Origin of the sequence: Vibrio satsumensis, assembly GCF_050337435.1 — a bacterium.
In the GTDB taxonomy this organism is placed as follows: domain Bacteria; phylum Pseudomonadota; class Gammaproteobacteria; order Enterobacterales; family Vibrionaceae; genus Vibrio; species Vibrio satsumensis.
In genome coordinates this window covers 228,903-252,600 of sequence record NZ_JAKJSX010000003.1, presented here as the reverse complement: position 1 = coordinate 252,600, position 23,698 = coordinate 228,903, and the positions used below count along the sequence as shown (strand labels likewise).

At 43.8% G+C, this 23,698-nt stretch carries 14 protein-coding genes; 4 read left to right on the top strand and 10 right to left on the bottom strand.

Features of this window, described 5'->3' with window-relative positions:
* Positions 1 to 73: 73 nt before the first annotated feature.
* Positions 74 to 736, bottom strand: a complete 663-nt coding sequence (locus L4C44_RS01300) for a DNA alkylation repair protein (protein WP_146491906.1) — start codon at positions 734 to 736, stop codon at positions 74 to 76.
* Between the two features lie 205 nt (positions 737 to 941).
* Between L4C44_RS01300 and L4C44_RS01295 the strand changes: the two genes are divergently transcribed.
* Entirely contained in the window at positions 942 to 1,463 is a 522-nt protein-coding gene (locus L4C44_RS01295; RefSeq protein ID WP_146491905.1) for a prepilin-type N-terminal cleavage/methylation domain-containing protein, read from the top strand.
* A 180-nt stretch (positions 1,464 to 1,643) separates the two neighbouring features.
* On the opposite strand, the gene L4C44_RS01290 is transcribed toward L4C44_RS01295, so the two are convergent.
* From L4C44_RS01290 to L4C44_RS01265, 6 genes are all read right to left on the bottom strand, one after another.
* On the bottom strand, positions 1,644 to 2,174 hold the full coding sequence (locus tag L4C44_RS01290; RefSeq protein WP_146491904.1) for a GNAT family N-acetyltransferase: 531 nt from the start codon (positions 2,172 to 2,174) through the stop codon (positions 1,644 to 1,646).
* A gap of 40 nt (positions 2,175 to 2,214) precedes the next feature.
* Positions 2,215 to 2,610, bottom strand: coding sequence for a DUF3465 domain-containing protein (locus tag L4C44_RS01285; protein WP_146491903.1), 396 nt, complete (start codon positions 2,608 to 2,610; stop codon positions 2,215 to 2,217).
* Positions 2,611 to 2,677: 67 nt separating this feature from the next.
* Complete coding sequence (locus L4C44_RS01280) at positions 2,678 to 2,929, bottom strand: TIGR03643 family protein (protein ID WP_048658368.1); 252 nt, start codon at positions 2,927 to 2,929, stop codon at positions 2,678 to 2,680.
* Between the two features lie 114 nt (positions 2,930 to 3,043).
* Positions 3,044 to 3,565 (bottom strand): GNAT family N-acetyltransferase, encoded by a 522-nt coding sequence (locus L4C44_RS01275; RefSeq protein ID WP_146491902.1) that lies wholly within the window; start codon positions 3,563 to 3,565, stop codon positions 3,044 to 3,046.
* A 64-nt stretch (positions 3,566 to 3,629) separates the two neighbouring features.
* Positions 3,630 to 4,460, bottom strand: a complete 831-nt coding sequence (locus L4C44_RS01270; protein WP_123305309.1) for a hypothetical protein — start codon at positions 4,458 to 4,460, stop codon at positions 3,630 to 3,632.
* 203 nt (positions 4,461 to 4,663) lie between these two features.
* A complete protein-coding gene (locus L4C44_RS01265) occupies positions 4,664 to 5,089 on the bottom strand; it encodes a hypothetical protein (protein WP_048658365.1) in 426 nt (141 codons plus the stop codon).
* A 515-nt stretch (positions 5,090 to 5,604) separates the two neighbouring features.
* Between L4C44_RS01265 and L4C44_RS01260 the strand changes: the two genes are divergently transcribed.
* Both L4C44_RS01260 and L4C44_RS01255 read left to right on the top strand, forming a co-directional pair.
* On the top strand, positions 5,605 to 5,796 hold the full coding sequence (locus tag L4C44_RS01260; protein WP_428804198.1) for a hypothetical protein: 192 nt from the start codon (positions 5,605 to 5,607) through the stop codon (positions 5,794 to 5,796).
* A gap of 205 nt (positions 5,797 to 6,001) precedes the next feature.
* Positions 6,002 to 6,421, top strand: coding sequence for a BLUF domain-containing protein (locus tag L4C44_RS01255; protein WP_146491900.1), 420 nt, complete (start codon positions 6,002 to 6,004; stop codon positions 6,419 to 6,421).
* An 83-nt stretch (positions 6,422 to 6,504) separates the two neighbouring features.
* Here L4C44_RS01255 and L4C44_RS01250 read toward each other — a convergent pair whose 3' ends face one another.
* The 3 genes from L4C44_RS01250 to L4C44_RS01240 all read right to left on the bottom strand — a co-directional run bounded on the left by L4C44_RS01250 (position 6,505) and on the right by L4C44_RS01240 (position 21,515).
* Complete coding sequence (locus L4C44_RS01250; RefSeq protein WP_428804197.1) at positions 6,505 to 7,500, bottom strand: OmpA family protein; 996 nt, start codon at positions 7,498 to 7,500, stop codon at positions 6,505 to 6,507.
* A 62-nt stretch (positions 7,501 to 7,562) separates the two neighbouring features.
* A complete protein-coding gene (locus tag L4C44_RS01245; protein WP_428804196.1) occupies positions 7,563 to 11,078 on the bottom strand; it encodes a hypothetical protein in 3,516 nt (1,171 codons plus the stop codon).
* 27 nt (positions 11,079 to 11,105) lie between these two features.
* Positions 11,106 to 21,515, bottom strand: coding sequence for a hypothetical protein (locus L4C44_RS01240; protein ID WP_428804345.1), 10,410 nt, complete (start codon positions 21,513 to 21,515; stop codon positions 11,106 to 11,108).
* A 307-nt stretch (positions 21,516 to 21,822) separates the two neighbouring features.
* On the opposite strand from L4C44_RS01240, the gene L4C44_RS01235 reads away from it, so the two are divergent.
* Positions 21,823 to 23,682 (top strand): helix-turn-helix domain-containing protein, encoded by a 1,860-nt coding sequence (locus L4C44_RS01235; RefSeq protein WP_428804195.1) that lies wholly within the window; start codon positions 21,823 to 21,825, stop codon positions 23,680 to 23,682.
* The last annotated feature ends 16 nt before the right edge of the window (positions 23,683 to 23,698 follow it).

Sequence of the window (23,698 nt, the reverse complement as noted above, 5' to 3'; positions counted from 1 at the left end):
AGAAATCTCTACATAGTTAAATGCGGTTTACGTTAAGGTGTTGTGGTTATAATTTGGCTTCAAACACTGCTAATCAAAGCGACATTAACTCTCGCTTAATTTCATTGTCCAACTTTTCAATCGCGTAACGAAAAGCCACTCTTGGTATTGCGGCATGCTTAGCATTCAGATAACCAATAACCTGTTGAGGTTCTCTTTGACTGAGTACTTTAAGCATCCAACCATAGCCTTTCTGTACTAAGTCATGGTTATCTTCGAGCAATAGATTCGCCACGCGAAACGGATCCAACGCAGAGTATCGATTCTTATTGATAGGATAAATTAAGATGACCGCAGCGGCCCTGCGTACAGCAAAATTCGAATGCTCGACCCATTTGGTTGTGAGATCAAACAAATCATTGTATTGAGACAGTAATTCCCCAAAAGCATGAGTACAAAAGTCGTCACAATCGCTCCAGTCTGTGACGAACTCTTTTAACCAACGCTCAAAAACAGGAAACGTGTCTCTTGAATATTGTTTTCTTACTCTAAAAGCCCAATCGTACGCGATAACTCCTAGCGCCCAATCTCTTTGTTCCAATAATTGAGTACACAGAGACAACACGTGAGAAATATCTTTGTCTTCAATAGTCTTAAAAATCTGAGCAGAAATGGAACGAACCTGAGCTGTTTTGATACCCACTTTTGGATAACCCACTTCTGAAAGATGCCGCTTTACCGTTTCGACCATATTCACTACAACAAACTCCTTGTCTATCTAAATTCAACATTCAAGTGGGATATCCGGCACTTAAGTTATGTCTCAATTGAGTTTTATAAAATAAAGCCATGTAAATCACAACATTCATAATTGGTTTATAAAATCACCCCTGAAATATAGAAATTTCCTTTGGCAATAGTCACTTATGGTGCATACTTGCCGCCTTCAAAAGAGGTGCATAATGAAAAAGAACGGTTTTACAATTATTGAGCTTGTTGTCGTTATTGTGATTCTTGGAATAATCGCCGTTACGGCAGCGCCCAGATTCCTGAATGTGAGTACAGATTCGCATATTGCAGCCGTGAAAGGTACTGGCGCTGCTTTCAAAGCAGGTGTCGATCTTGCCTACTCAAAAAATTTGACCTTAAACGGTGGCGGTCCATCTACGAACATCCCTATCTATGATGACTCTGCCACTGGCCAGCTTGACTTCAATGAATGGGGATACCCAGTACAGCAATGGCCTTACGCAGAAGATTTTCCAAGATTGGATAATCCGGAAGACTGTATTTCGGTATGGGGAGCTCTCCTGCTTGATCCACCGAGCGTTTCTAGTTTCAACTCCCCGACTAATACTGACTATATCGCTGAGTACATCCACACCGACCAATGCCGTTATCATTATCGAGTCGTACCGGGGATATCTATTTACTACAACTCGATGAATGGCGATGTCACCGTGGATGACGAACCAGACAGCTAAGCTCTAGTTTAATACTCAACGTGTTGGTACACACAAATAAACTTAGAGAATGCCAAGCATCAAGATCCAGCCATCCTAGAAATTAAGACAAGCACGTTTTGGCGAAAACCAGCGTGCTGTTTAGCTTACTTGATGGCAAACACCTCACATTCGCATAGCGCACTTCTGCAGGTGACCACATCATTCCCACTCTGAGCGAAGCATTGCTAATACAACGGTATCCCACCACTTATTTTTGAAGAATCGGTGCTCTTTAAAGCAAGCTTCTTGTCTCATTCCAAGTGACTTGCACAGCCTTATCGCCGCTAGATTCTCACCAATAGTTTCCGCATAAATTCGATGAACCCCTAACTCTGAAAACCCAAAACCAGCCAGAGCTTTGGCCGCTTCTATGGGTAGCCCTTTCCCCTGAATTTCTCTCGCAAAAGCGCAACCCATTGAAGCTTGCTGGTTATCTTCAAGGCGTAAACACACGGTTCCGATAAACTTCCCTGACTCTTTACTTTCAACAGCTAATTGATAGGACTGGCGAGGATCTTCCTCAGCCTGTTCAACAAATAATTGGGTGAGTTGATAGTATTTACTAGGCTCACAATCACTCTCATCATAGAAGCGCTGATACTTAGCGTCTTGAGACATGGTAACAAAGGCGCTCTCATCTTGGAGTGTCATGTCTCGAAGAATCAGTCTGCTGGTTTCGAGTTTGAACATCAAAACTCCTTTTTCACGTTAAAACAAAACGAGTTGTCACTTACTCGTATACTTTCCCATTATGCTTTAACCAACCATGAGCATGATGATTGCGAGGATCTTTGTGCGTCCAGTGCATTACGCCACCTTTCTTGTTCCATTCATATTCACCATAAAATTCAACTCGATCGCCCTTTGCCAGATCCTGAACACGAGGAGCTAAGTCAATATTATGTGCGACTAACAATGTTTGTCCGCTATCAAGTCGTAAAATGAATTTCTGATGCCGAGAACCTTTATTATCATCTGGCAGTACTCGATACACCGTACCCGAACCGCGCACCTGAACGTCGCTGTGGTGATTTTCGTAAGCTTGCTTAAGTCGCGTATCATTCGCTTGAACATGACTGATGCCGAAGCTAAGCAGCACTAAAAGTAGAGCACAAAATTGTTTCATTACCTTCATTTCTTTCATTCCCCATATCTGAGTATTGATTTGGGATACTGACTTGGCATCCCCTCTTTTAACGATGCTTGTACTGAGTTGGACAATAACCTCTCGACACTTCAGAGCTACGAAGTTTTACATGTTTTGTCGCACGACCTGCGACGCGAGCGCGCCACAATTTGAAGCTACCCGGCTTCATATGGCTACGCATAAAACGAATCACCTGTGATTCATTTAAACCAAATTGGTGTTCAATTGCCTCAAATGGCGTTCGGTCTTCCCACGCCATTTCAATAATTCTTGATTCACTCTCTTTAGATAATTTCATTGTCTACTCATCCTTTAAAATCTGAGTAGAAGTACGCTCACTCTCACTTTTTAGATCAGGGTGTTACCACTGAATCGATAGGGAACCGTCAAGCAGGAAAACAGATATTTGTCGCTATCCTCTCTCCATCCACTCGCTACGCAGCACCCCATACTTCACCGAGTCATAATACTCGCCTTGGTAATATCGCACCTTTCTCAGCTTCGCCTCTTGCTGGAAACCTAGCTTCAAAGCAAGAGACATCATGCGCGGGTTACCTGACCAAGTAGTTAGCCCAACACGCTCAATCTGTTTGTTTCCGAATAAGTAAGTAACCCAAAGCGGAAGTGCCAATGCTGCGATCCCCTTCCCCCAATAATCAGAGTTATAAATGACCACGCCAGCTTCGAGCCAACGTGTCTCTTCACACTCCCAGTAGCAACTCACGGTTCCAACAGGTACACCGTCGACAACCACCAGCTGTAGATCATCGCCCTCGATCAGTCGTTTGAACGAATGCGCTTCAAAACTTTCTAATGACGGATGAGAATACGAAAAATAAGGGCCATTAAACTTAGTCCACTCATCGTTTGAGATAACCAAAGCATAAATGGTAGCCAATTCGCTCGGCATTGCTGGTCTTATCGTTATGTCCATTCACTTTCCTTATCCTGTTTTCAAACGCCATCGTACTATTTGATTATTCTCGGCATTAGCTCGACTAATTTTTGTTGGAGTCTATTAGCTTTAAATGAGTATTTGCGAACTCTCTAAGCACTCTCGCATTATTGTGATGCGCGTTATCTCCACATTGCTGTCCGTTCACTCTAATTTCAGGACTAGAGTAGGCAGGAATAATATCACGCTCGTAAGACATTACAGTGCCTCTCTCTGCACATGTAGCACCGAATGAATATGCGGGCGCTTTCGGGTACCTGTCAGCGATAAAATGTTCAATAGTCGCGTAATCTTTTAACACCGTTTTATAGTCATGGTTAGCACCACTCAAATGACCAACTTCATGTTCCATTGTCGAGTCTGGGCAGTTTATCGCTAAAGAGAAAAAATAGGATACTGGAGATGAGGTACCACAATATCGAGACTCGAACGCAGAATGATAATTAGAAAACACAACCCCTGAAAAAACAGGATGACCGTCTTCTGTGATTTCTTTAATTGGCTCTTCCATCGATAATTTGAGTAGCCTCTCTGCTGCGCTCAAATCTTGAAACCAGAGGCTATCGATTACCGAGCTATAAGTCACCTTGGTTACTTTTCTCGTCATAGGAATGCATGAGTTTTTCAACACCAAATTCGAATAGCTTTCCCATGTCGCTATTTTAGAGGCTATAAATTCTTTGGAATATTCGGCTAACACAGATTCATCAACATAAAGGTGGATCTCTGTATTCAAAGCCTCGCTCTGTGCACAAGTAGGAAACTCTATGGTTTGAGCATTGGAAAATCGGCTAAAGCTCAACACCATAATCAAAGCGTAACCAACTAGCCGGATAAGTCTCGTTAAAAAACTCTTATTTACTCGCGTATTCACCGCCACCCTCTCCCTAAGTTCAAAGTCCTAAAGACCACTATAAGTACCGTGACTTAAGATTCATAAAGATCACCATTACCAACATCGTCGTTGGCGTACAAAAGTAACCTGCTCTATCTATGTTTTTCAGAAAATAAAAAGCTCGCCAACGAGTGACGAGCCTTGTTTATTATTGAACCTAACTTATTACGACACTCTGCTTACTAAGAAACTTGGTCTCGTAACGTCAATTCGACGTTTTTCAAAATTTTGAACTCTTCGCGAGTACAACCACGAGCTACAGATACCCAGTGATCACCGGTTTCGTCTGCCCCTTTGAACTCTGCACGCAACTCGTATTTTCGCCATGAGACAAAAGCCAAAATAAAAGTCAGCGCAAGCATAGGCAGTCCAAACTGAGGAACAAACGCCCAAGTCGCAGCGGAGAGTACTAAAGCCAGTGAAACGATATTGATAGCGTTTTCTTTGAAGCCCAATTGACGAATTTCTAACTGTTTAATTTTACGCAAGCTATAAACATCTTTCTTAACTCGTAGTTCATTAGAACTGACAAGGAAGTCTGTTGCCTTATATGGTTTACGAAATCGCATTAAATTCGCTAACCCGTTGCGTGTTTGGTTCTTATTCATCGCCTTTCTCCATGTTATTTAAAGGTTAGTAAAAACTAATATAATCATGAAGTTATTGATGCGCAGAGAATTTATAAATCAAAGGAATGTTAAAATCAAGCTTATGCAATTAATAACACTTATAACAATACCCACCTAACATTGACAACCCCGATAGATACTACCGGTCGTGAAGCTTAGATTTCACCTCGAACGATAAGTTCTAAGTAGTTCTCTCCATTGATTACGAGAAAGAAGCAAAGCAAAAAATTAAGTAATGCCTAGCCGTTTTGTAACCACTTATTTCAATCCAATTTGGGTAAGAAATAACTATCGTAAAAGTTGTTGAAGCCTTGTCACAGAACACCGCCGTAATCATAACCACTGTAATGACAGGCTTTCTCGTCCATTAGCTATTTGAATGATCAAATCATTCATCCAGAGGCATTAACGCGGCTTATGAATTAAGCAATTGATCTCATAATGTAGAGTCTGTACGCTTACACTATGCACACGGTTACCTAATGGAGATCACGATGAACGAACTACTGACATGCGCAATGGAACAGAAACAACGAACAACGGTGACGAGTCTGTTCGCAAGGAATGGATTTAAGATAGCAGCTACTGACTTTGATGATGTGACTTTCGAACGTGAAAGTGTGTTGGTCAACGTTCGATTTGATTCCTCTTCTAACGTCGAATCGATTTCAATTCTAAACAACTAACGAGCTAACAAGTAGGTCGCTAAAATAATTGAATGGCCAACATTCGAGTCATTTTAGCGTATCTTGCGACCTGACTTTTTCTACTTCATCTCCTTCCTCTTCTCTTCCAACAGCCACCGAGTGACAATTAGATCAATAATTAGCAATTCTATGAGCTTGGCTTATATTTGTTAGTACCCTTTGAACAAAAATCGAAGTGATGCCTATGCTCCTAACTCGGTTAATTTATGTCAGTACGCTCTGTGAAAGTTGCGACTCTCAGGCTTTGAACGACATTCTTCAGATTTCACACGACCGCAATAAGCAAAGCCATTTAACAGGCCTTCTAAGCCACAATGATAAGTATTTCCTGCAATGCATTGAAGGTTCGAGAACCGCAGTGAACCATACTTACAATCATATTTTGAATGACAAGCGACACAAAAACGTCATGATTTTATATTTCAAAGAGATCGATTGTAGGCAGTTTGGTGATTGGTCTATGGGTGATATTCCTCAGTCGAGCCTAACTGAATTGGTGAACTTACAGTTTTCGACATCGAACCAATTCAATCCATATGAGATGTCTGGAGAAAGTGCTTATCGAATGCTTCTGGAGTTAAAGCAAAACTTACCGTCTCAATAGATGTTTTACCCTAGTTAGTCCATAGAGCAGGCAACAAAAAGCCCCAATGCATGGGGCCTTTTTGTATTTAAATCCAATGCTAACTATTGATTATCAGTCGAAGTTTCCTGCTCGCTCTCGATGCTCATTACTTCCTGTTCATTTCCAGAAAGCGCCTGCTCGCTGCCAACAAGAGCTTGCTGTTCCGCGTTAATATCAGACTCTTTAAACACGATAAACGCTCGACGGTTCAACGCATCCGCTTTATCTGAACGTTCATTGATTGCTGGCTGCAATTTACCGAACGATTTTACTTCCCAAATGAACTGCTTAGGGTCGAGTTTGGTTTTGAGGTATTTCACCACGCTTTCTGCTCGGCGTTCCGCTAACTTCTCGTTGTAAGAGACCGAACCGGCTTGGTCAGTATGCCCTGCCACCATGATGTTGCCTTGTAAGCCACTCAATTGAGATGCAAAGTCATCTAACTGAGTTAAGTCCTCTGGTTTTAGCACTGACTTATCAAAATCAAAGTGCGGTGTGATCGCCATATACACCTTACGTTCGGGTTTTGGTGGCTCACAGAAAGGCATCTCTTCGTATTTCTGCGCCTCTTCAAACACAATAAATGCACGGCGATTTTCCGCTCGGTCTTTATCGGTTTTACCCAACAACAGAGGCTGCGTTTCACCGAGGTGTTTCACTTCCCAATCGTAATTCTTAGGATCCAAATGCGTCTGAAGGTAGTCAGCCACTGACTTAGCGCGTCGCTGTGAAAGGCGTTCGTTATATTCCAGAGAACCTTTGTAATCAGTATGGCCGACAATCGTGATGCGCCCTTTGAGGCCTCTGATCTCTTTAACAAAGGTATCCAAGTTGATCTTGTCGAGGTCGCGTAGCTTGTACTTATCAAAAGCAAAATGCTCTGCGATAGCGATATGCACCTCACGCTCTGGCGCCAAACACTCGCTAATTAAAAACTTAGATACGTCTATGCCAGCAAACTTGTCTCGGTTCTCCTGACTCACGTACGTGTCGGTTGCACAGCCGGAAAGCAACAAAGTACTCATCACTGCGCTTATTAGGAAAATAATTGTTTTCATCTTACTCTTAACTGTCACTTCGAATTCTCAACTCTTAACTTTCAACCCACTTTTGAGCAGGCTTAGATCTTACCGACTAAGTTAATAAACACACCGGATGCGTCGTAGTCGTCATCATTGGTTAGATCGCTATCAAACGCAGAGAAGTTATAACCAATCCCCATTTTGAAGTTCTCGCCAATGTGCTTATTCACCGAAACTAACGCGCCGTGCTCTAACTCATCATTGAGTGTGTCAGTTTTCCAGTGATATTCACCCGTTACATCCCACTCTTTCATCACTCGGTAAGAAGCACTAAGTCCGTATAAATCAATGTCGCTTTTCACCATCTCATTCGCACCAGAAGCACGCTCGAAGGCCTGCTCTTTATCTTTATGCGCATACTTCGTGCCGACATCCCAGTGCTGGTCGATTGAGTAGAGCGCTTCAACTTCAATGATCTGGCTGATTTCGTCTTGATAATCCACATCGCGATCCAGTTTATCGAAGTCTGCAATATAGGTGTAACGGCTCAGTAAGTTGAGTCGATCGTTGTAGATCGGACGATACGCTAGCCCACCCGTCGCCTCGGTAAATTGCGCCATGGTTTCGCCAGTGGTTTCACTCTCTGTGATTGAGTAGTTGTACTTACCAAACAGCGTGTATTCTTCCGTTAAGTGATGCGTATAACGGTTGGTCGTCACGATTTGTTGCAGCTCACGTTGTGCTATCTCTGGGTCGTCTTCACTCTTATCCACTCGGTATTCGAATTTGTGACTTAAGGTGATGTCGTCCAGGTCAATCGATGCATTGAAGCTGATGGACTCTCGCTCTGTGGTGATGTTTTCGTCATCTTCAATTTCACCAAGCTGATAACCGATGCCCATCTCGACATCTTCCGTCACGTCGTAACCAAAGCCATAAGAATCGATTCGACCGTGGCCATCGTTTTCATCAACGAATTGGTTCTCTTGGTAGAAATCGACACTGCTGGTGAGGTCCGCACGTTGCCCGACAATCACGTTATTTTGGCCTTCGTAGTTATCATCAACATAAGTAAGGTACGTTGAATGATCATCGGATACATCGTAAGTCACCGTCGCTTCAGCGACTTGGCCTCGATCGCCGTCGGTATATTCGCCGCCAAGAGACAAGTCTTCCAACACTTGAAATTCCGCACCAATCGACGCGCTGTCGTTTTCGTCATAGTCATCTGACTGGTCGACGGTCTTTTGCCCTTTGACGTAAACGCTATTGTCGCTGTCCCACATGTATTCCAAACGCACACCCGCTAAGGTCGCATCGCTGTGCTCGTCGTTTTGGTTTAGCTCTTCGGTTTGTTGCCCGGCCGCTGAAACCTTGATGTGCTGAGTGATTTTGACTTGAGTTTCGATCTCAATCGTTTCTGTATCTGTTTCTAGATTACCATCAACATCGCGCTCTTCATTGGTCGAGAAACGAGACAGAACCGCCAAACGATCGGTGGCTTGCAAACGAAGCTCAGCACCGTAGGCTTCTTGTTCTAAATCATCGCTGCTGCTCGCGTAGCTGTATCCTGCATCTTTGTCTCGATACCAAAGTTTCAAATCATTACCAACGGCACCAAAAATGGTTGGAGCAAGGTCATAAAGGCTGGTCACTGCGGTGATTTGAATGCTGTCACCTTCGCGGTCTTCTAGCGTGTCGCCAATCGGCGTAAAAGTTAAACCACCGTCAGTAGAGACGAAATTTGACTCAGTTTGAGTACCTTCACTGTGGGCAAACTCGGCTTTAATGTAAGTACCTTCCGTCGCACGCAACGTTAGGTCAGTACCGTAAGACTCGTAATCTTGGTTATCTTTCTCTTGCGTTGCGTAAGTGACACCCACACCAACGTAATCATTGATCCAACCTTTGGCTCGTCCACCGTAAGACATCGCATCCAGCGAGTCTGAACCTTGTGGGACATACTCATAATCAACGACCAGAAAGTTTTCGTAGTCGTCGCCGTTTTCAATCACGCTACCGAAACTGTCAGACAAGATATTGTCGAGTGGTTTAGTCAGAATGATGCGGCCTTGGTACGGGTCGAAGTCATAGTCAACACCCGGCTCCAGTGGAATTTCATTTTGTACTAGACCAGATTCATCTTTTACTTTTACATAAACCTTGTCGCTCCCCGGTACCGCTTCACCGTGACGAAGGAAATACAGAGAACCACCTGTACCTAAGAACTCATCATGTGCATATAAAGAGTCAGCTTCTGCCGTAAAACCAACTATATTCAATCGGTCTTCACCATATTGTGTGGTATCGCGAGTACGGTAATCAGCTTTGAAACCATAGAGGCTACGGTTGTAATCGTTGTTCTCGGTGCCTGTTAAACCCGTGTTGTAGTTACCCCACAAGTATTGAGACTTATCGTATTCAACATTGAGGTAAACCTTGCCCTTGGTGTTAACCACTTTTTCGATGTTTGAGCTATCACCATAGTTACCGTAATACAGCTCATCGTCGTCTTCGAGAATATCGAACACATCCGAATCGTCTGATGCGAACGGATGTTTAAACATGTCTTTGATTTCACTTTCTCGAGTGTCGAAGTGAGTGGTCACGCGAAGTTTGTCGCCAAATTTACCCTGACCAAAGTACGCTAAACGGCCTTGGTTATAGATGTCATCTTGGTACTGGTCATCGACGCTCAGCGCACTGTTATTACCAGACACATTGTTCTTACCAACATAAAGATCAGCCAAACCCGTTTGTGCGTAGTACGTATCTGGAATACGAACGTACAGCTTGTAACGACGTTCATCACCGTTATCAAACACAACCTTGGTTGGGAAAATGTAGGAGTCTGTAGGTAAGTATTGTTCTGCGTATAAGTTGCCGTCTTCAACGTCAAATTCGTCTTCACCGATGATGACTTTATCAACGCCTTTCAAACCGGTACCAATGAACTTTGCTAAGCCCGCATTGGTCGGAATGTTGTGACGCATCAACTTAGCTTGGCCATAGCTCTTGTCTTTGCTCTCTTCATCGTCGTTATCGTTGCGATCGATATCGACTTCAGAGTCAGGCTTCACCAGATCTGTCACACCAACCGTGGTCACATCCATGTTGCCATCTTTGTCCCACGCTTTTAGGCGGAACATCAGCTGCTCACCGACTTCAAACTGGTAGTCAATATCAGTTTGACCATCCCAATTGATGTCAGAATCGTTTGCCAGTTTATCGCCATCAAGCACAGCGATTGGCTCAGACAAACCAAAGTCACCCACACGGTACACTTCCAATTGGTATTTTTTGATGTAGTAACCATAGTTGGTGGTGATGGTGAAACCGACGCTGTCACGCAGTGTGCCTTGTTCCACTTCTAACTCATCGCTGACGCTAACATCTAATACGGGATCAAAGCGAGTGATGTCGCGGCTTGCCCAAATAGCACCTTGCTCTAGGTATATACGCGAGCTGTCCTGGTCTTGGTTCGGCTTAGTGATTTCAATGCCCGTTGTCTCAGAACCGAGCTTTTCAAGCTTACCTGTGTCTTTGGCCATTGCCATTGCCGGGATCGCCGCCAACACACACGTAGCTACACGGGACTTACTAAATACTTTCATACAATTTCCAGATACGGTTCCAATGGCCTACTGCTGTTCACTTTCTTGGTCTTTGCGATGCACGCTAAAGTTGAACTTGGTGAGCTTGTTCGGGGTAATTCGCAACACTTTCGGGTTCTCGCTCACCACTTCCATGGAGGTGGATAACGAATCAGTGTCCAACTTCACGAGGAAGTTCTTACCTTTCTTATTGAGTACCCATTGGTCGGGAACGTGGTAACGACCGTACTGGTCTGTGTAAATAACGATTCCATCAACCGTCATCAACTTAACGCCCGGAACACCATCTTCGTAAATACCTTTATTTTCGATAACGATTTCCCACAGGTAATCCTCGCCATCACGATATAGGTTTCTGGTTACGTTGAGATTTTCCGCGCTCAGTCCCTTTTTCTTGTCCGATTCATGCTTAAATTGAATCTGACCTTGTGCATCAAACTCGATACGGGAGCCCGCATCGGTCGTGACATAGAAATCAAAGCTCTGTTGTGTGCGAGTCTTGAATTGAATCACCACTTTGCTGGTTTCTGGCAGCGTTCGGTTGACTGAGTGACCCCAAAGATCACCAAGGGCCAAGCCCTTCTCAAGCGCCGAGGTTGCTGTGCCAATTAAATCTTTATCTCTAACTGCAATCTCCTTACCATCTCGGAGAACGATTGTAGAACTAGCAATGTAATCCTGAGTAGGCAAACTGGCTGTTAGCTCAACATTAAATGCCGTTGCATCTGCTTGGAATCCATCTTTGTTGTGATCTTCAAAGACTTTGCCGATTATCGATGAGGTATCGAACACCTTGTCCGGTTCTACGGTCACTTTGGCGGTGTCTTCATTGGAAACTATCGCTCCATCCACTTTCGCTACTGCGGTGTTGATGTAATCACCAAACGTTGCTCCTACCGATACTCGCAATAAGTAACGAATACGCAGCTTCTCGCCCGGATCAAAGTTCAGCGACGTGAACATAAGCTTGCCGGTGTCTGACGGCTCTTGAGAGATCACTTGATCGTCTTGTGTACCAAACTCACCATCAGTACCGCTCAACACGATTTCTGACGTGTCCACGATATATTTCAGACCACTTGGGTAACGGTCCTCTACAGTCACGTTCTTAAAGTAAGATTCATTGTTGTTCTCTACGATAATCTCGTATTCAACCGCGTCACCGACTTGCGCGGTATCTTGCAACGCAGATTTCGTCAACTCGAGGACACCAGAATTATCCGGAATTTTTTTTATGTGATTGGTGACGCTATCACTGGTTTCGGTACCGTCCGATTCCGTCGCGGTGAAGGTATTGGTGATGTCGTCATCCAAACCTTTACCCAATGTACCCACAACTTCAAACGCGAAGGCATTTCGCTTTTGAGACTTAAGATTAACGGTGGTGTCTAGGTCTGTGCTTGATGGGAAGCTATGACGTTGAATCACTGCGCCCGTTTCATCAACTTCGACCCCTTCAATGGTCCAATCGGTAAACACTTCGTTGCCAGCGCTGTTTTGCAGTTCGCTGATTTCATCGGTTAGGCGAACGTTCGCAGCATTACCCAAGCCGTTATTAGTTACGGCTAAATAGTAAGTCACACTATCATCATCTTCGGTGTATTCAGGTTTATCAGAACGCTTTTCAACAACCAGATCAGCACCCACTGGCGGTAGATCCAGAGCTGATACTTGGTCTGCTACTGCCTGCATCGAGGTTTCTGATGCCAACATGCCTTTCGATCGAGCACGCATCGTTGGGCTGCCGGTTAAATCAAGGTAGTAACCAAGCACATCGATGTTAGTCAGCATGTCTTCATTGACCGTCAATGTGAACGTGTAGTCAATCTTGCCGCCAGGCGCGATGTCGACCAACGTGAAGATATCTTTATCGTTATCAAAAGTACCCGGTTGGGTTTCAGCTCCTTCTGATGATGCAGTTAGTGTCCAATCATCAAAGGCATGGCTGTGTGAACCATCAATATGGTCACCCATGGATTCAGAAAACTGAGTATAAAGCGCGACATCTTTGGCTATACCACGGCCAATGTTTTGCACCACTAAGTGATACTCAACTTGCTCACCCGGAACGTAATACGGAGCATCGGTAAACAGCTCGGCTTGAACCACAGCCGCCACAGTGTGAACTGGAGGGCTGACCACATCACCGCCGTCTACTTGCGCGGTATTAATAATGTGTCCAGTCGCGATATCGACTACGGTGCCTTTTGAGCGGAACACAACTATGCCGTGTGGCGCGATATCTATGTTGTATTCCGTCGGGCTAACTTGCTCGGTGGTAGTGCCTATTGTGGTTGAATCGACCACCAAAGAGGTGGAACCAGCCACAAAAGCAGGACCCGTCGAACCGTCGTAATACGACACCTCAATAGATTCCATGTCATCAACAACACTTAAGTCACTGATGTAGTTGTTCGAGGTGTTTTCTATGGTGATCAGGAACTCCAGCTCACCACCCGGCTCATACTCGGTTTGGTCATTGGTTTTGGTCGCAACAAACTCAGATTCTTTCGGTGTGATCGTAACGGTAGAGTCTTGTGGGGCAGCGTTGTAAGTGATGGTTGCCGTATTGCTGATATCACCAATCGCTGTCGTGCGAATTAACGCCTTAACATGGAAAGTCACTGTGCTCTGTGGCGCAACATCCATACTCACATCGATGTCTTCACTCAAGTCGAACGTCTTTGGAGTTACAACGGAGCGATCATCCGAGGCGTCAAAGCTCACTTCCCATAGTAGGAATGCCGACTCTTGTTTATCAGCCGTCGTGTCGACTTGAATGTCACTGATGATGTCTTGAAGTTGCACACCAGATGCAAACGCATCAGAGCTATTGATTACGGTGATGTCGTAGTTAATCAGCTTGGTTACTTCATACGATGGCGTATCAACCGTCTTCTTGACCGAAACCGTCGCCAACACTGGTGAACTGGTAGCACTTCCATCAAATGTTGTGCCGTCAAAGGTCGCTGATGCGATGTTAGTAATATCACCTGTCGCCAACGGATTAGTCGTCACTTGAATCGTGAAAACAATGCTGTCTTGAGGCGCAATATCGAGCGTCTCATTAAGATCTTTACCACTGGTTGCATCCGGTACTGGGGTTTCACCCGTAGTCGATACCGCAGATATTTGGATTGAAGCAGGGTCAAAAGCTTGCTCAGTCGCACCGCCTGCAATCGTGGTTTCAACCGACTTAAGCGCATCTTCAATAGCCACATCTTCAGCCCAACCTAAGCCATTATTCTTGACGGTTACTGTGTACTGAAGCGACTCTCCCGGAAGGTACTCTGCTTTATCGACGTCTTTAGTGATCTCAACTTGCGCATCTTCTGGAATGTAGGTCGCGTCTGCAGAGTGCTCACCGTCGTCGCTATCAACTTTAACTACGTTAGTGATCTCGCCTTTGGCTTTATCATTAACAGTGTTTGTCACGACAAATGAATAACTGTCACCCGGGTGAATGCTGTAAGTCGCACTATAACCCTGCGTGTTATTAACCACATCTTTGCGAGCGTTCAGGACTGGATCGCCACTGCCATCAAGCTGTTCGTCGCTAATGACCCAATTACCTGTCAACGCTTGTTCTTGATCTGGGCTGTTAGCCACCTCTGTCATGATGGTGTCGATACGATCGGTTAGGACTTGATCGACAAGGTAACCTTCACCCGTGTTAGCCACAGTGATCTTGTATGAGATTGGTTGACCTGGTTGGTATTTGGCATCGGGTTCTGCAATTGGCGTCGTTTCTTTGGTGAGCACCAATTGACCCGGTTTCGGAGTGATAAAGCCTTCACGTAAGCGAGCGATCTTCGAATCGTCCAAACCATGTCGTAGATAAACCGTATTGGTAAAACGTCCAATCGCGTCATCACGAACCTTTCCTTGAACGTGAATACGGACAACTGTGTACTTATCGCCCCCCCCCGTACCTGCATCGTCACGCCCAGCCATCTTGATCGATTCAACAGGTAAATCGATGTCTGGGCTATTTTGACCTACTAGCTTGTCGAGCTCAGAGAAATCATTAGCGTTAGGATCTGATGGCGCGGAGTTATAAAGCACATCATAATCAACCGTCCACTCCGTGAGTGCGGTTTTCATTGAGCCATCGACAATTTCAACTTCAAAGCTGCTAATGATGTCACGAATCGAGAACAAGCCAGTGTCCACATCGTTATTGGTTATATCGATGTAGTAATTAACCATTCCGCCCGGCACGTACTCAGGCGTATCTGTCCATTTATCTATCAGGATATTCGAGCGACCCGGATCAAGTATGATGTCGTTGGTGTTGCCGTTATTCACTTGTGCCGTGTTGGTGATTGTGCCTGTCGCTGATGCCGAGACCGTACCTCTCACATCAAAAACGATACGCTCACCAGGGCGAAGGTCGACAGTTGCATCCAATGGTACGCTGCCGCTGTAACTACCTTGCACGTCATAGGTACCAACAGGTTCGACCGCAATAGCCGTTGTCCAGCCAGAGAACGCATCGTCACCATCTTCGGTTTTGATTGCGTGAATAGCGTCAATAACAGGTACATTACCGGCGATACTGTCTCCGATATTCTCTAACGTAACTTGATACTCAACATCACCACGTGGTGCATAAGTACAACCGCTACCATCGTCTGAAGGAACAGAACACCCTGCCGATTCACCATCGGTATACACCAAGGTTTTGAAGTAATCGAGCTCGGCATCTTTAGGAGGAATCTCTTGCGACGTCGCTGAGTCACTTCCTGCTGTCACTCGGTTGGCATCAATAGTGCCTAAAGCATCGTCGCGAACAATACCCGTTAAGTTAAACGTCAGCACTTCTCTCGCGGCAATATCGGTTTCAATATCAAGGTTGCCACTTGTGTTGTAGCTTGGTACATAGGTATCAATATTGGCATCAATACCATTGCTAATCTCATGAGAAACATCACTGGAAACAAAAGCTGGCATTCTCTTATTATTCCCAATAACCTCGACTTCAATATCCGTTATTGTGTCTTTGATCTGAACATCGTTCGCCCAACCGTTTTCTTGGTTAGTCACAACAAATTCATACTCAACTTCGTCACCCGGAAGATAGGTATCACCATCACTGAACGGGTTGCCGTTGATCGACACCACTCGTTTTTCGACATTGGTATTATTTTCAAGCGGCAATAAATTCGCACTTTGAACACTACCGTCGTAAGTCGCTTTATTTTGAATGTCACCCAATGCATCTTCACGAATTTGAGCATGAATAGTGAACATTAGGCCTTCTTGAGGCGCGATAACAATTTCGTTATCAATATTTATGTTATTGCCCGGTACAAAATCAATCGCGTCAGTAATAGAGCCTGTCGCAGCGGTTTTATCTAGGCTAACTTCCCAGCCAGCTAAGAACGGTTGACCAACAGGATCTCCAGCTGAAGTGGTGCTGTCTTCTGCAATACGAGTTTGAATTTCCGAAATCACATCTTCTAGGCGAGAACCATATTCAATACCATCACCCGTATTCTTAATCTCAACGCGGTAGTAAACCTCACTCTCGCCAGAAGCTTGGGAATATTCAGTTTTTTGCGAAGAGAACCCAGCGTCATAAAACGCTTTTTTAGAGAACGTGACTTCAGGATCCGCCATCGTTGATGGTGGTGATACCGCGATCAGTTCATTACCATTGTCTTCATCGATGAAAGCTTTGTTGATAAAAGAACCAACCGCTTTCGGACTGATCTTGGCTTTTATGACATAGCGGACAAACGCTGCCGATGCAGCTCGGCCAAAGTTGTCTGCCGAAATATCGAAGTGAGTATCAATCGGCTTATTGTCTTGGATTGAGTTATCAACATCTGGGTTGGAAATACCTGAGCTATCAGTGAATGTTTCAATCGTCCAGCTATCAAATGCAGGGCCACGCGTTCCATCAAAGTATTGAGTGTTAATTTGGTCGATGTCATCACGCAAGCTCATATCATCAACGTGGGCGCTTGCGATGTTCTCAATTAGGATTTCATATTCAACGTACCCCCCTGGCATATAATTGGTTGCGCCAACCAGTTCGTTACCATTCGTGTCGTAGTAAGCGAGAATGTTTTTCTCAAAATCGACTTTACGCGCTTCTTGCTGAATATCATGAGAAATGGTGTCACCATCGACGGTTAAAACGTTAACCACGTCTCCATTGGCTTTGTCATTAATGGTCGCTACAACTTGGTACTCAAGCTTAGCGCCCATCGGGATATCGGCTTCAACATCTAGGTTACTGTTGGTTGATGTGTAAACATTGCCAGCACCTGCGCCCGCATCCACATACTCAGAATCGGTTCCGGTCGCGATCGATGTAATGGTCCAATCTGAATACGCGGGTCCTGTATTACCGTCCACTAAGCTGACCGTGATATCTTCGAGGTTATCGACGATTGGAATATCGTGAGCGTTACCTTTGCCATCATTCTCAATCACCAAGTGATAGGTCACGGTTTGAGCTGGCTCGTACACCACTTCATCGGTCGTTTTATCAAAATCTAGATGATAGTCATCGGGAATAACGACGGTATCTCGATAATGAATATCACCGACCGCATCCGGTCTTACTGTACCTGTAACTGTGTAAGTCACGTCTTCGCCAGCATCGATATCAATCGAGGTTACGATGTCAGTGTCGTTCGCAACATCACCGTCTTTGGTACCATCTGTTGTTCCTGAGTTCGCAGGATCACTCTTAGCAACCGCAACCGTAAACTTGTTTAAGCCTACTGAATCATCGAAAAATGGATTGCCTGAACTGTCATCCTGTAACTCCACTGATATCTCATTAATCAGTTCATTGACATCAACATTGTTGCGATAACCGCGCCCGCCTTGAGAGTTGTACTTGATGGTATAAGTCAACTCATCACCCGGAGAGTAACGGTTAATATTGGTTGTACGAACAACGCCACCGTTATTGTGTACCTGATGGTTTTCAGCCACAGCGCGTTTAAAATATTCGCAATCTGTCGTACACCCAGAATCTCTACTATCGAGGAGTAACGCTTCATTACGAATAACATTTAACTCATCCGCATCAACCCCATTTGACACCGCATTCTCTTTAACAAGGGCATTAATCTTTATTGTCTTCAATTCACCGGGAGCGAGTGACAGCGGAATTCTTACATCATGGGTAGATTGACTTCCATAGCCACTCCCAGTATCTATCAACCAATGCTCGAATGCAGGCTGGTTTTCTACGTCCTCAACATACGCATCTTTATCATTGGCAAGTGTTGTGAAGACCTTCGTTAGTTCGTCTCTAAGCTCAACTTCAGCGAAGTTTTCTTCATCATTGTTCTTGACCAAAATAGTATATTCAACATATTCACCAGGCATATAGCGAACTACATCCGTCGTCTTTGTAAGTGAAACATTGATATCAAAAAGGCTATCTGCGTTATCAATTTGCGCGGAAGAACTATGATCTCTGTCTGTAATCGGATCATAGACATCTACACGGTTGGATACTTGATCATGTGGATAATCGGCATTAACAATACCGCTCACCTCATAGTGAACCCACCCTCCGGGAGTGATATCAACGTCGGTATCGATGTCAGTGTCGTTAGCAATGTCACCGTAACGAGAACCCGGTTTATCTGTATTGGTCGAACCGACAATCGTCCAACTATCAAAGAACATAAGTGCTGAAATACTGTCCTGTACCGTTGCATCATTTGCGTAGCCGATGCCGCGGTTATAGATATAAATATCGAACGTAGCACGCTCTCCGACCACAAAGTCTGTATGTCGAGCAGTCTTAGCAACAACAAGGTTTGGTTCATTTGGGTAAGTACGAACCGTATCAGATAGATTGGTTTCTGGTCCCGTCACTGTTGCAGTATTGTTGAACGCTCCCCAAAGAATCTCATTGTCATCACTGCGATCCAGCTGTCCAACAATGGTGTAGGTGATAGAAGCTCCGGGAGGAATTTGTGCCGTTGCATTAAGGTCATTATTATCCGAAAAGTCACCGGGGTCGGTTACCGCTAGCACCCAAGGAGACACCGCTTCTCTTTCAGCACTGATGGTCCATGATGAAAACACCGGCTTAGTTTCTCCCGACTCATGAAGTAACTCAGCCTCTATCGTACTGATTTCATCTTTAACATTGATATTCGATGCGAAACCGTTCCCTTCTGGGTTGGAAATACTGATCGTATAGGTAATTTCGGTCGTCGTGTCGGTATAGGCATTTTGTTCATTGTGCCCATCTACACGCTTGTCCAGAGTGAGGTAATAATCACGGGGATAAGCACCTCTATCGGAATAGAGCACGCTGTCTACCGTCACTTCATTTCGAATCTCATCATCAGCAATTGGGTTTACGATCGCGGCAATGCTATAAACGATCTTATCGTGTGGGGCTAACTTAGCCTTCTCGTCTAAGATCACTTTATTATTTTGATCACCTTCAATTTGGCCAGTAAAGCCAGGATCACTGTTTGTCGAGATAGAGCCGTCAGAAGCATAAGATTTCGCAGTAATCACCCAGCTCAAATACGCTTTAGTCGGCGTATCATTAATAGACTGAGTCATGACAGAGACTAAATCATCGTAAACCGGCACATCAATCGCGTAGCCGTCACCGTTATTCTCTACCGTGATATCGTAGTTCAGGGTACCGCCAGCTGAGTAGTAACGAGAATCCACTTCCTTTTGGACTTTTAATTTCGAGTTTGGCATTTGTACACCAGAGCCCGACTCACCTAAGTTATCTCCCAAGCACAAGCCTACATCTGAACCATCATCAACAATCTGACCTACACTAGTATCAGCCACTTTTGCGGTCAACTTGTAATGAACAAAGCCCTCTGGCGCGAGGTCGACTTTTAAATCGATGTCGTTTTTAGTCCAAGATCCATAGTTAAATGAACCGTAATTAGAGCCATCACCACTTCTATCAGCGACTTCTAATTTCCATTCAGAAAACGCAGAACCAGTGCTACCATCAGCTTGCTGTGTAACGATACAAGCAAATTTATCGACAACTTCAACATCGTTCGCGAAAAATTCAGCGTCCTTGTTTGAAATAACAATGTCATAGACCACTTCGTTATCACCGGATATCCCCGGTACATACGTAGTATCTGTTGTGCTCTTATTACGGGTAATTTGGCTTGATGAAGAGTTCAATACTTGTTGTGTATCTAGAGGGGCCGTTAACACATCAGTAGAACCTGCTGTGCCTTCTGCATCCACTACCCGTGCGATAACTTGAGGAATGACGCCAATTGAGACTGGGCTTACATCAACCTCCACCGAATACAGGACTTGTTCGCCAGGATAAATAGAAATTGTGTCGTTTAACGACTTATTGGATTCAATCCCAGTATCGTTCAGTTCAGAAATGCTGTTAGAACCAATAGTAATAACCTGATTGGTCCAAGACTCATATGGGTTGCCCATTGTATCGTCAGCATTCTTGTTATTGCTGACATCATTACCTAAATCGGTTTCAAGATCAGCGAGAAACTGCTGAACCGAATAATGGTAAGCAATACCCGAGTTTGCTTGGTTGGCAACCGTGACCGTATAGGAAAACTCATCATCGACTAGGTAGTTATCCGATTGGTTCAAAGTATGTGTCAGGGTGATACTAGGCTCAGTGGGTGGAGTGACAACCTCATCAACTGTGACCAAGTCATCGCGTGTTTCAGCGGTTATGTTGTCATTAACAATGTCGCCGACTAAATTGTCGGCAACGGTCGCTTGAATTTCGTAAGTCACAGACCCGCCTATATCAATCGACGCATCACTTACTGATAAGTCCCCTGATTCGGCGAAGGTGCCTGGTTCGCTCTTGCTGCCTTCAACCTTGCTGACTGAGTTAACGTTGTCAGTAAAGGCTTGTTGCAAAGCCCCTTCAATATTGAGTGCCTTTATGTCTGAAAGGACATCTTGAATGTCGAGCGTCTGAATAAACGTATCGCCAGTGTTCGAGACCTTAATCTTATAGGTGAGTTTGTTATTGAGTTGATAGCTCATCTTATCGACCGAAACAGCAACATCATGTTGGTACACACCACGCTGAATGGATTCTGTATTTGAGTCCACCGAATCCAATAGCCCAGAACTCGCCGTCGCGAAGTTATCAATCGTTCCCGCAGCCTCATCAGAAACCATTGCAGACATTGTGTAGGTCACCGAACCACCAGCGACAACACGCACGTCAGTTGCTTCTAGGTTGCCAAAACGATTAAACGTACCCGCAGATGAAAGCACCGTCGAATGCGCTTGGATCGTAGCCTGAGTAAACGCGTTAACGCTCTTGCCTTGGTCATCTGTCGTCAGAATATTGAGTAGCTCATCTTTAACGTCAAAGTCACTAATGGCTTTGTCTGACCCATTCGTTAAAACAAGCGTGTAAACCACCTCTTGTCCATTGTCATAAGATGCACTATCTACGGACAGATCCATTTTTAGCCCTGTAGTGTCAGCTTGGGCGGAGAATGGGATCAATAAAATAGATAAGAAAAAGGCAAGGTTGTATCTGAACATTAACGCGCACTTCACAGTAGATTGACAAGTCTCCAGGCTAAATGCCATAGATTTGACGTCACTAATTTGGCATTTCGCCTTTTTAGGGACATGCGCAACATACCGATCAATCAACCCAAACAATTAACATCCGTAAAAAACAAATTACCGAAGATGTTAAATAGAGAGTCTGATGTCTAAATTAGAATCGAGACATTGAGTTAATTATCAGAAGGTTAATGTTTTAATGAGTGAGTTTTCACAGTTGTTACGTAACTTCAGAAAGGAACTTCTATTTACGCAAAGAGAGTTTGCAACCTACTTAAATCAGCTGGACGATGAATTTAATGCGGTTGACGTCGTAACGATAAATCGTTGGGAAAACAATAAGGTAAAGCCAAGTACATACAAAGTACTCAAGATCTTACAGTATCTTGGCGGAGATTTGTTTGAGACAATAAAGAGCTTCAAGTCCGAACAAAAAGATACACTAATCGAAACGTTTTTTAACGAATCCCATGGCTCATTTCAAAGTCGAATTTCAGCTCTAGCAGGCCTCAATAAAAAACAAGGCCAACGAAATTTTAAGTCACAGCCTTTAATGTCAGAGCCGTGTGACACTAGCGTTATCGACAGAATCAAACTACTTTCTAAATTCACAAAAGTCGACATTTCGCCACTGGACCAAATTGATTTATATCTCTATTACCGTGAGAAAAAAGCACACGGTCACAAGCTCATCAATACAGATGGTGACATTGTGAGTCACAACGTAGGCTTTTTCTTTGAAGACCATCAATTTGAGATATTAAAAACTCAAGAGCTAGATCTCAGAATGGCCTGCTCTTTAAATTCAAGCAAAAGCATAAATTATTTTAATATAAGCTCACACTCAGAGACAAAAGATCATGTTATTGAGCATATAGTTTCAGATATACACTTACTTTCTCAGAACAAAAATATTAAAAAATATTCTGTTTTAGTAAAAGATCCCAACATGATGAAACTCTTGAAGGGCCTAGGGTTTGAAGTATTTAAATTTTCAGAACCTTCTGCTAAAAAATGTAATATCACATTCAAAGATAAACATTATAGCTACTGTATATTAACGATTGATAAAATAGACTATCTGACGAATCGGAACGTAATGTCACTAATCAAAGATGAATACTCTACCATGATGAAATTTCCGAAATTACTTCGCGAAGCGCGCAAGAAATTGAAGTTAACGCAAAAGGATTTTGCGGCATACATTAATCACTTAGATGATGAATTCAGCTCTGTAGATGTCGTAACGATAAATCGATGGGAAAATAGCAAAGTAAAGCCAAGTAACTACAAAGCCCTAAAGCTATTGGACTGCCTTGGTCTAGACTTGTATACAACGTTGAAGTCCTTTGATTCCGAAGAGAACGAAGACACTGCACTACTTGAAGATTTCCTGAGTGAACGGTTTTTTTCATTTCAAAGCCGAATATCATCTATCACTAAAGGGGATATTGAAGAAGGCTGTAACTGTAAGATCATGCCATTGATGACAGATCAGAATGACAAAGCAGTAATAGATAGAATAAAGCTGATTTCACAATATACAAAGGTGGATCCTTCAGCCCTCGATACTATCGATCTGTTTCTCTATTACAGTGAAAAAAAGGCGCATGGCAGAAAACTGGTCAATGTTAATGGCGATATTGTTAGTCATAGCCTAGGTTTTTTCTTCAACGAAGAGGTATTCGAGCAATACCAAAATAAGCATCTGCATATTAAGCAAGCCTGCTCTTTAGATTCTAATCATAACTTAAATTATATTGTGGTTAGCGGTCACTCTGAGAAGCGCGAACAATCTATTGCGAATCTAATTTCCGATATGAAGCTTCTTGCAAGAAATACTAAGATTAAAAAGTATTCCATGATCATCAAGAACCCAAGTGCATTGGAACTTATGAAGAACATCGGATTTGAAATATGGAAGTTTTCAGAACCAACAGAAGAAAAGTCGAACATCAACTTCAAAAACAAAAACTACCGCTACTGCGTACTGACTATCGACAAGATTGAATTACTGAGCAATAAACATGTTATTTCTTTTGTTAGTAAATATGGTTAAACACCGGGTATTAATA